The organism is Rickettsiales bacterium, from assembly GCA_041396965.1.
Classification (GTDB): Bacteria; Pseudomonadota; Alphaproteobacteria; order Rickettsiales; family SXRF01; genus SXRF01.
In genome coordinates this window covers 1,021,180-1,032,785 of sequence record JAWKXN010000001.1, presented here as the reverse complement: position 1 = coordinate 1,032,785, position 11,606 = coordinate 1,021,180, and the positions used below count along the sequence as shown (strand labels likewise).

The 11,606-nt window shown below is 39.9% G+C and carries 6 protein-coding genes and 1 pseudogene; 6 read left to right on the top strand and 1 reads right to left on the bottom strand.

The annotated features are described in order from the left end of the window. The first annotated feature begins 31 nt into the window (after positions 1–31). The 4 genes from R3D71_05275 to alaS all read left to right on the top strand — a co-directional run bounded on the left by R3D71_05275 (position 32) and on the right by alaS (position 8,664). Positions 32–2,044 (top strand): hypothetical protein, encoded by a 2,013-nt coding sequence (locus tag R3D71_05275; protein ID MEZ5691057.1) that lies wholly within the window; start codon positions 32–34, stop codon positions 2,042–2,044. Between the two features lie 79 nt (positions 2,045–2,123). After that, on the top strand, positions 2,124–4,829 hold the full coding sequence (locus R3D71_05270; GenBank protein MEZ5691056.1) for a sensor histidine kinase KdpD: 2,706 nt from the start codon (positions 2,124–2,126) through the stop codon (positions 4,827–4,829). A 154-nt stretch (positions 4,830–4,983) separates the two neighbouring features. Then, on the top strand, positions 4,984–6,018 hold the full coding sequence (gene recA / locus R3D71_05265; GenBank protein ID MEZ5691055.1) for a recombinase RecA: 1,035 nt from the start codon (positions 4,984–4,986) through the stop codon (positions 6,016–6,018). Positions 6,019–6,045: 27 nt separating this feature from the next. Beyond that, positions 6,046–8,664, top strand: a complete 2,619-nt coding sequence (alaS, locus tag R3D71_05260) for an alanine--tRNA ligase (GenBank protein ID MEZ5691054.1) — start codon at positions 6,046–6,048, stop codon at positions 8,662–8,664. A gap of 252 nt (positions 8,665–8,916) precedes the next feature. On the opposite strand, the gene R3D71_05255 is transcribed toward alaS, so the two are convergent. Beyond that, entirely contained in the window at positions 8,917–9,147 is a 231-nt protein-coding gene (locus tag R3D71_05255) for a hypothetical protein (GenBank protein ID MEZ5691053.1), read from the bottom strand. A 162-nt stretch (positions 9,148–9,309) separates the two neighbouring features. Between R3D71_05255 and thiC the strand changes: the two are divergent. Then, positions 9,310–11,070: pseudogene (gene thiC / locus R3D71_05250) on the top strand (phosphomethylpyrimidine synthase ThiC). After that, positions 11,044–11,601, top strand: coding sequence for an endonuclease domain-containing protein (locus R3D71_05245; protein ID MEZ5691052.1), 558 nt, complete (start codon positions 11,044–11,046; stop codon positions 11,599–11,601). Before thiC ends, R3D71_05245 begins: the two are co-directional and overlap by 27 nt. The last annotated feature ends 5 nt before the right edge of the window (positions 11,602–11,606 follow it).

The window sequence follows — 11,606 nt, the reverse complement described above, 5'->3', positions numbered from 1 at the left end:
CAAAAAAATTTAAAGTATAGAATTTCTAATCATGGCTTCCAAAATTACCGAAGATACATATAGGTTAGCTTTTATAAATAGCCTATATGATGCCGCTGGTGTTGATTATAGGGATTATAAAAATTTTCCAAACGAAACCCAGTTAAAAGACATATTTCGAAATAAATTTAACGCAGAAATTACCAATGGCGTTTTACATGGCACGCAAGCTCCTGACATAAGGTTAGTATCGTCTATATTAGCAAGTGACAATATAGATGCAAAACACGCTATGAAAATTTTTAAGGCGAGCATTACGACTACCAATTATTTTAACAGTGAGACAAACAACCTAAGAGTTGAACCATTTAATGTAGATATAAAAAAACGCTACATAGATAAAAGTGATAGGAAATACTTAGAACAAACTTTATTAGAAAAAGGAGGGTTATCTGACAGGGATGTTTTACTTGTAATAGATAGATTAATTCCAGAAAGAGATAAAAGTGCTAATCATAAAAATGAAACAAAGAATAGATTAGAAGATGTTGATCATCAGGAAAATTTAGAATCTTTTATAAAGCAAAAACTGGGCATTAAAGAATTAGCGCAAGCACCAAATGCTGTAATGTCAGTTTTAAGTGACAAACAAAAATCAAAGATTCCGTCCGAATTATTAAAACGTAATACAAGTGGTGAAATAGCCCCGTCGCGCAGGATACTTAAGGACATATTAATAGATAATGTTAGTATAACACCTGATAAAAGCGAAGAAGTAGTAGATAGATTATTGCCACTATGGAAGAAAAAATCCTTTGAGGATTTAGTTATAGATTATGATAACACCGAGCATGGTAAAAAATCTTTTAGTGGATTATTGAAGTTCGTTAAGAAAGAGTGGAATGTTGGTGATAGTAAGGAGCTAGCCCAAATATTAGGCATTACCGATGAAGTGGTTAACGGATATAATGCTGGAGAAAATGAAGACAAAAAACCTATACACGCTACCTTAAAAAAAATAGCTGACAGTCATAACATATCTAAGGATAGCCTTAATAGGCTTAGAACAATCTCCAAAGGAAATAATAAAAACCTGCCAGCAATAGTATATACAGTAGAGTCGCTTATAAAAAAAACAGATGATATTCATGAAAAAAACAGAATTTTGGCTGGGTTTTTCACACAAGCCTTGGACGCAGTAGGGCATAGTGATTATTCCTTTGCTAGAGAATATGGAACTGAAGCTACTCATGTAAATAAATTGAGAAAATATGACAAAGATAATCCTAGTGGTTCACTATATAATGTTAGGTTAGGAAGCGCTGAGAGGATAGCAAAAGTTTTAACGGATGATAGTAAGCTTTCTTATAGAATAACAAAATTGCTACTAAAAGTACCGGAGAAAGATGTTGATGAACTTTTGAACAAAGCTAGAGACAAATTAAAAGGCATTGAAAGATCTGAACATAAAGGTGAGATTATAGCCGATTTCTTTAAAAAATCTCTGATTATAAATAACACTACAGCAGATGGATTTAAAGAAAAGCATGGTTTTGATTACAGTGTGGTCAAAAATTTAACGAATGGCAGCTATAAAAACGGCATAGCACCAATAGATATAATAAAACGCACCGCTAACGCCCTAACAACTGATAAGGAGACTGCCTCTAACGTAATGCTGGTTATGTCTGGAATTGCGGATAAATCAAAGCCGTTTTCAGAGTTAATGGATGACGTTATACAAGGAAACAAAAAGCTAGATGAGTCTATAACTCAACTACGGATACAAAAAGGGGAATCAGAAGATAAATTCTTTAGTGAAGTAGGCTCATCTCATAAATTTTTTAAGAAAATTAAAAATAATCAAAATGTAACATTAGGAAATTTAAAAAACCTCCTCACCAACATAAACAACCAACAACCGGAAGATGAGCAAGCATCACAGGAAACTATAAACACTGTTGTAGAAAAATACGCAAGATACACTTCGCCTTCAACTAAAATTGATGGTATAAAGGAAGCAAAGTCCAAGGCAGAACTAATAACCGCTCAAGGACATAGGTAAATTACAATCATACAGGTTGGTAATTGAACATCCAACTTTACTTCTTGTTTATCTGAAATAATTAGCTAATATATCGCTCATGAATAATGATGAGTCACGTCGCCCCAGCCCTGATGAACTACTCAGCCGTATAAAGGCTGAGGAGCATGAAAAGCAACAAAAAGAAAGCACTCGTGGCAAGCTTAAAATATTTTTTGGCGCGTGTGCTGGCGTTGGTAAGACTTACTCCATGCTTTCATCTGGTAAGACCGCTCTAAATGAGGGAATTGATGTCGTAATCGGCTTAGTAGAGACGCATGGCAGACCAGAGACACAAAAACTTCTTGATGGGCTTCCGATAATTCCTTGTCGGGAAATAGAATATAAAGGAACTTTAATTAAAGAATTTGATATTGACGCGGCGATAGCTCGCAAACCACAGCTTATTCTTCTTGATGAATTAGCTCACACTAACGCCCCTAATTCCAGACATCCCAAACGTTGGCACGATGTTGATGAGTTGTTGGATGCTGGAATAAATGTTTACACTACGATAAATGTTCAGCACCTTGAAAGCCTTAATGATGTAGTCGCTCGTATAACCGGTGTGTGGGTAAAAGAAACCGTCCCTGATATTATTTTTGATAAGGCTGATGAAATATCGCTAGTTGATATACCTTCCGAAGAATTACTTAAGCGTCTTAGTGAAGGAAAGGTTTATATAGCGCCAGAGGCTAAAAAACGAGCGGCGCAAAATTTTTTCAAAAAAAGCAATCTGATAGCGTTAAGGGAGATGGCTCTACGTAGAACCGCCGAGAGGGTTGACGCTTTGATGGATGTATATAAAGATCAAGGGACAGGAGCTAAAGGTTGGAGCGGAGCTGAGAGGATATTGGTGTGTATAGGTCCTGACGCTATTTCCACAAAATTGGTGCGCGCGGCAAAACGTATGTCTAGTGGTCTAAAGTCACAATGGACGGTTATTTATATAGAAAATGAGCGGCATTTTCGCCTTAATAAAGAGGGTAAAGAATCTGTCGAGAAAACCCTGCGGCTTGCTAATCGTATGGGTGCTAAGACCGAAATTGTTCAGGGGCATAGCAAAGCATCAGATGATATTCTGACTTATGCCCGTGAAAATGGTATAACTAAAATAATTGTTGGAAAACCAAATAAATCAAGACTTCTTACCTTTATTCTTGGAACTCTTGCCGATGAGATAATACGTGGTTCCGGAGAGATAGATGTATACGTGGTAACAGGGGACTCTGAAGATCGTAAAGCTTTATTATTTCCATTCTGGAAAAAGCGTACGCCATGGCAATATTATTCTATATCAGCGCTAGTAATATTAACTTGGACATTACTAATGTTACCAATTAGAGGCTATGTAGAGCCAATAAACTTAGTAATGCTATATCTTATAGGCATTGTTGGAGTTTCATTACGATACGGGAGAATGCCTTCCTTACTTGCGACATTTCTTTCAGCTATATTTTTTAATTTATTTTTTATACCACCCTACAACACTCTTAAAGTGATTGATGAAAAATATTTCATCACTTTTGCTGTATTATTGTTTACTGGAATGATCATAGGCACTCAAACCTCAAAGTTGCGTATTCAGACAATCGCAGCTCGTAAGAGAGAAAAACATACCTCTATTTTATTCGCGATGAGTCGTGAACTTACCGCTAATCGTGGAAAAGTTACTCTGGCACAGATAGCCGCTCAACATATGGCAGAAGTTCTGGATAGTAATATATTTCTATGGCTCGCTGATGAAAAAGATGAATTACAAACCGTAATAGCCGAAACTCATTCTGATTTACATGGAGCTGATCCGGTTCGTGAGGAGAGTGTCGCCAGATGGACATTTTCTCATAAGCAAAATGCTGGGCTTGGAACTAATACAATGCCAAGCGCTAACTCTTTTTATGTTCCTCTTGTAGCTTCCGCTGGAGTTATGGGAGTGATTGGGTTAATGCCGCATGATGAGGATATTAAAAGCTATTCTAGTGATAAGATAGAGTTAATAGAAGCTCTATCAAATATAATAGCACTTGCTATAGAAAGAGCGCAATCAGCGGAAATGGTAGAAAAAACTACCATAGAAGCTGAAAGTGAGAAATTAAGAAACATACTGTTATCATCAGTATCTCATGATCTTAGAACTCCTCTTGCTTCTATTACCAGTTCGGCGAGCGCTTTACTTCTCGAAGGAGAAAAAGCTACTAATGAATATAAAATGGAGCTTATTCGGGTAATCCATGAGGAAGGGGCGAGACTAGCTAAGATAGTGACAAATCTGCTTGATGTTACTAGCCTTGAATCAGGCTCAGTGAAACTTAACAAAGAACTTTATTTTATTGAGGAGCTTATCGGTTCAGCTCTTATGCGAGTTGAGCAGAAAATGTCAGACCATAAGGTCATTACCGATATTGAAAATGGTCTTCCTTTACTCCATATTGACGGTCTTTTAATTGAACAAGTTCTTATAAATTTGCTTGAAAACGCTGCGATGCATACCGAAAAAGGAACTACCGTGACTATTGCCGCGTCAACGGATAAGGAAAATATTAAAATCAGCGTGCATGATAATGGAAAAGGGATAAAAGAAAAAGATAAAGAGAAAATTTTTGATAAATTTTATAGTGGAACCAGCAGTGATGGCAGTCTTGGTCTTGCTATATGCCGAGGAATTGTTAACGCTCATGGTGGCGAAATATGGGTTGATAATGTTAAAGAGAATACTGGAGCGGTATTTAGCTTTACGATTCCTATAAAAAACCCTGATACCAAATAAAGATTTATGTCATTTTTGCCAAAACTTATCTTATTAGTTATTACAAATAACTATACATATTAATATTCATACAATTATTATTTGCACAGTGTAATAAAGCGTGTAAATTAGCCTAGATATTAATTCACTAACATTTTTAGATTTGAGGAATAAGATGGATAAGAATAAAGCCTTAGAGACAGCGCTAAGCCAAATTGAGAAAACTTTTGGTAAAGGCTCTATAATGAAGCTAGGTGATAATAAAACAGAAGCTATAGAGGCTATTTCTACTGGTTCTTTAGGGCTTGATATAGCACTTGGCATTGGTGGTGTGCCACGCGGACGTATTATTGAGATATTTGGACCAGAAAGCTCTGGTAAAACTACCCTCACCCTGCATATAGCAGCGGAAGCGCAGAAAAAAGGCGGTGTATGCGCGTTTGTTGACGCTGAGCACGCTCTTGATCCTATTTACGCTAAAAAACTAGGCGTGAATATAGATGAACTTCTTATATCGCAACCTGATACCGGTGAACAAGCTTTGGAGATAGCTGATACTTTAGTACGCAGTGGCGCTGTTGATGTGGTGGTGGTGGATTCTGTAGCCGCTTTAGTGCCAAAAGCCGAGCTTGATGGTGAGATGGGAGATTCGCATATGGGGCTGCAGGCCCGCCTTATGAGTCAGGCTTTGCGTAAACTTACCGGCTCTATATCTCGTACTCATTGCACTGTTATATTTATCAACCAAATTCGTCAGAAAATTGGGGTAATGTTTGGAAGTCCTGAAACAACAACTGGGGGTAACGCGCTTAAATTTTATGCCTCCGTTCGCCTTGATATAAGACGTATAGGAGCTGTTAAAGATAAAGAGGAAATCACCGGAAACCAAACTAAGGTGAAAGTCGTTAAAAACAAAGTAGCTCCTCCTTTTAGAGTTATTGAGTTTGACATTATGTATGGAGAGGGTATCTCAAAAACCGGTGAGCTTATAGATTTAGGAGTAAAGGCTGGGATAATTGAGAAATCTGGTTCATGGTTCTCCTATAACGATCAGAGAATTGGACAAGGTCGTGAGAATGTAAAGCAGTTCCTTAGGGATAATCCAAAGGTCGCTGATGATATTGAGTTGAAGATACGACAAAGCGCCGGTGTAATCTCGGATGTAATGAAGGGTGATGAAACTGAACGTGAGACTGAAGACGCTGCTTAGCCCCTTTTATTATGGAACTATTATCTTATGAAAACCGTATCTGATATACGCTCCTGCTTTCTTGACTTTTTTAAGCGTAATGGACATGAGATATGTCCTTCTGGTTCGCTGGTACCTCATAATGACCCTACTCTTATGTTTGCCAACGCTGGCATGAATCAATTCAAGAATGTGTTTACTGGCGCTGAGAAGCTAGCGTTTAGCCGTGCCACTTCCTCACAGAAATGCGTGCGTGCCGGTGGAAAGCATAATGACCTTGATAATGTTGGTTACACTGCTCGTCATCATACGTTTTTTGAGATGCTGGGTAATTTTTCTTTTGGTGATTATTTTAAGGATGACGCTATAAATCTAGCTTGGGATTTACTAACCAAAGATTTTGGTTTGAGCAAGGATAAGCTATATATAACGGTTTACCACATTGATGATGAGGCGTTTAATATTTGGAAGAAAGTTACAGGATTTCCTGATAGCAAAATAATTAAGATAGCGACTAATGATAATTTCTGGTCAATGGGTGATACTGGTCCTTGCGGTCCTTGTTCTGAAATATTCTACGACCATGGTGAGCATATAGAGGGCGGACTTCCTGGAACAGCTAATGAAGATGGTGATCGTTATATAGAGATTTGGAATCTGGTGTTCATGCAATATGAGCAAATGGCAGATGGAAGTCGTGTGGATTTACCTAAGCCATCCATAGATACGGGCATGGGATTAGAGCGTATTTCCGCTGTTGTTCAGGGCGTGCATGATAATTATGATATTGATTTGTTCAAAAATATAATAAATGCTTCCAAACACGAATCTCAAAATACGAATCACGAAACCTCCCATCGGGTTATAGCGGATCATCTCCGTTCGTCATGCTTCCTTATCGCTGATGGCGTGCTGCCTAGTAACGAGGGACGTGGTTATGTGTTGCGTCGGATAATGCGTCGTGCCATGCGCCATGCCCATCAGCTTGGATGTAAAGAACCTTTGATGTATAAGCTGGTTCCTACCCTTATTAGTGAGATGGGTGAGCACTATCCTGAGTTAAAAAGAGCGGAAGCAACTATCAGCGAAAACCTAAAAGCTGAGGAAGAACGTTTTAAGCAAACATTAGAGCGCGGGCTTAAATTGCTTGATGAGGAAACAGAAGCTCTATCTAAAGGACAAAAACTAGCCGGAGACTCGGCTTTTAAGCTTTATGACACTTATGGATTTCCTCTAGATTTAACGCAGGATATTTTGCGTAATCGTGGTTTGGAGGTGGATGTTGATGGCTTTGATAAAGCTATGGATAAACAGCGAGAGATGGCACGTGCCGCATGGAGCGGATCGGGAGAGAAATCTGTTGGTAACTTATGGTTTGAGATTAAAGAAAAATTGGGCGCGACAGAATTTCTTGGTTATGAACAAGATAGCGCGGAAGCGGAAATTCTTGCTATTGTTAAAGATGGCATAGAAGTTCAAAGCGCGAATTCTGGTGATAAAGTGTCTATTATACTCAATCACACCCCGTTTTATGGTGAGTCCGGCGGGCAGATTGGTGATCAGGGGGTTATGCGTAATGACTCTGGATTAGTGATAGAAGTTGGAAATACCGTAAAGCCAATTTCAGACATGCATGTTCACCAATGCGCTATTATCTCAGGGAATATTCATGTTGGAGATAAGGTTTTTGCCGCTATAAACTCTACTTATCGTAACTCTATACGTGCCAATCACTCGGCAACCCATTTATTGCACAAGGCTTTACGTGATGTGTTGGGAGAACATGTAACGCAAAAAGGTTCTTTAGTGCATGAGGAAGGTCTTCGTTTTGATATTAGCCACAATAAACCGGTCTCGCGTGCGGAAATAGCAGAAGTTGAAAAGCGCGTAAATAAGATTATCTGGCAGAATACACCTGTATCCACCAAAGTGATGACACCGGATGAAGCTATAAACGCTGGCGCTATGGCGTTATTCGGTGAAAAATATGGTGATGAGGTACGGGTACTTTCTATGGGTGAAGATAATTACTCAGTAGAACTTTGTGGAGGAACCCATGTTCACGCCACCGGTGATATTGGTTTATTTAAGATAGTATCTGAAGGAGCGGTAGCCGCTGGTATACGCCGTATTGAGGCAGTAACTCATGATAATGCGTTCAAATATTTAAGCGAGCAGGAAAATACTCTACGGGAATTGGCTGGCTCACTGAAGGTCGCTATCTCAGAAGTGCCAACACGTGTTGAGCAATTAAGCGCGGAACGCAAAAAACTGGAGAAAGAATTAGCCGACGCTAAAAAACAGCTAGCCTTAGGTGGTGGCAGTGGCGGAATGGAAGCAAAATCGGAACAGGTTGGAAATTATAGTTTCATAGCTAAAAATTTTGATGGTTTAGATCCTAAGGAGTTACGCTCCGTTGCTGAAGGATTTATCAAGCAAGCACAAATCGCCGTGGTTTCCACAATGGTTGAGGGTAAAGTTTCGGTAGTGGTGGCAGTAGAAAAGGAAACATCAGCTAAAATAAGCGCAGTAACATTGGTGCAGTCGGCAGTTGCCGAACTCGGCGGCAAAGGTGGCGGTGGCAGACCAGAAATGGCACAAGGTGGTGGCGCAGACGTAAGTAAATTAGAACAGGCTATAGATAAGGTAAAATCTATTATTAATTAATGTCTAATATTCATTGTTTGAGCATTGCTCGGTAGGCAAGACAGTATTGGTTATATGGTTTTCTCTCTATCCTTGTCTTTTAAGAAATCTGGTTGTTCAGCACCAAGTTCTTCGAATAACTTATTCACCATTATCCGCATGAGAGCATTTTGTTCTACTTGAGACTTTTCCGGTGAAGATGAATGGTCGGCTTCGCGTAAACAATCAACAACAAAAACTACTATAAAAAATCTTCACCGAAAGCGATATAAATTAGTAATCGTCTGTCTTTTCCCATTCGCGGCAGAACCAATCCCTGTTATTTGCGGAATCATCACAATCCACAATACGTGTACATCTGCGCTTCCAGTGCTGGATTGGTTTTCCAGCTTCTATGGTCTGTTTTCTCTCTGTCTTATGCTCAAATTTACAACCCGGCTGTAACAGTGGCTCAATTTCCTCAAGTGTGATTTTGTCATCCAAAAAGTCTTCCTGTATACCCATAACTATGTCCTTTTTGTAACTTTATGTTTACGGACATACTATAATCATGACGATAAACAGAGTCAAAGAATTTATTTCTTATAAAATTAGCTGGTAAATAGCTATAGAGTTGTTTATTTTCCTTATGTATTTGTAAAACCATTAAACAAAAAGATTCCAATTATGAAAACAAACGAAAAATTCTCCGTGACTACAGGTTCCCTGCCCTCCTCCCGTAAAGTTTATGTTGATGGTGTGGCAATGCGTGAAATAATGATAAAAGACGGTAAGGAGTCGGTGACTGTTTACGACACTTCCGGTGCGTATAGCGATCCAAACGCTAAAATTGACATTTATGAAGGACTGCCAAAACTGCGTGCGCAATGGATAAAAGAACGTGGTGACGCGGAAGAATATATCGGGCGTGACGTGAGGCCAGAGGATAACGGTTTAATAGGCTCAGCGTCAGGGGCAGCAGTTGAAGAATTCCCCAATGTGAACAGAACACCTATTAGAGCAAAATCCGGTAAATCCGTTACACAACTTACATATGCCCGAGCTGGTATCATTACGAAGGAAATGGAATATATCGCCACCCGTGAGAATGAGGGAAGATTGTCATTGCGAGGAGCCGAAGGCGACGCGGCAATCCAGAATGGATCGCCACGCTTCGCTCGCGATGACGGAAAAAAACCATACCAGCGTGGTGAAGGATTTGGCGCGAAAATACCAGAGTTTATAACTCCTGAATTTGTAAGGCAAGAAATAGCCGCTGGTCGGGCGATAATTCCTTCTAATATAAACCATCCAGAAGCGGAACCGATGATTATCGGGCGTAATTTCAAGGTAAAAATTAATGCTAATATCGGCAACTCTGCTGTTACCTCCTCTGTTGCTGAGGAAGTAGAAAAAATGGTATGGGCAATACGCTGGGGTGCGGATAATGTTATGGATTTATCTACCGGAAAAAATATCCATAACATCCGTGAATGGATTATCCGTAACTCCCCTGTGCCGATTGGAACGGTACCGATTTATCAAGCGCTAGAAAAAGTTGGTGGTATCGCGGAAGAACTTAACTGGGAAGTTTATCGTGACACTTTAATTGAGCAGTGTGAGCAAGGGGTTGATTATTTTACTATCCATGCCGGTGTACGCTTGCCGTTTATACCAATGACCGAAAGTCGTAAGACTGGTATAGTATCACGTGGTGGCAGCATCATGGCGAAATGGTGCATGAGTCATCATAAGGAAAGTTTTCTTTATACTCATTTTGAGGATATTTGTGAAATCATGCGTGCCTATGACGTGAGTTTCTCACTGGGTGATGGGCTTCGTCCGGGTTCTATCCATGACGCTAATGATGAAGCGCAGTTTGCTGAACTAAAAACTCTTGGTGAGCTTACTAAGATCGCCTGGGAGCATGACTGTCAGGTAATGATAGAAGGACCGGGTCATGTGCCAATGCACTTGATTAAAGAAAATATGGATAAACAGCTTGAGTTGTGTCATGAAGCACCATTTTATACGCTTGGACCACTCACCACCGATATAGCGCCCGGATATGATCATATAACCAGTGGTATAGGGGCGGCGATGATTGGTTGGTTTGGTACAGCAATGCTTTGTTATGTCACTCCAAAAGAACATCTTGGTTTGCCAGATAGAGATGACGTAAAAACGGGTGTAATAACCTATAAAATAGCGGCGCACGCCGCCGATCTCGCTAAAGGTCATCCATCGGCTTACATGCGTGATGACGCGTTGTCACAATCCCGTTTTGATTTCCGCTGGCAAGATCAATTTAATCTATCTTTAGATCCTGAAACCGCTAAAGACTTCCATGATGAGACCTTGCCTGCTGATGGCGCTAAGGTAGCGCATTTTTGCTCTATGTGTGGTCCTAAATTTTGTAGTATGAAAATTAGTCAGGATGTAAGAGAGTTTGTTAAAAATCAAGACTCTGATAAAGTCCTCTCCTCCACTGGAGGAGAGGGTTGGGTGAGGAGGAAAGATAGCTTCATAAGAGAACAGAAGGAATGGTTAATCGCACGCTCGCGTGAACTCCGTAAGAGTGCTACTGATACCGAGAAGCTTTTATGGTCGCTATTACGTGACAGACAGTTGCTTGGCGTGAAATTCCGTCGCCAACATCCTGAAAGTGGCGTGATATTGGATTTTGCCTCTACCAAATATAAACTTGCTATTGAGCTGGATGGTGGGCAACATGCCGCGCCTGAGAAGATGAAAGAAGATAAAGAACGTAGCGAGATGTTAGAGCAGAATGGCTGGAAAGTTTTGCGCTTCTGGAACAATGATGTTCTGAATAATCTTGAAGGTGTCGCGGAAACTATTGTAAACACCCTCACCCCTACCCTCTCCCTCAATGAGGTAGAGGGAGAAGAAGCTATGCAGGAAATGGCAGAAAAATTCAAAGAAGGTGGCGGAGAGATTTATCAGAAAGTATCGGCGTAGTTTTT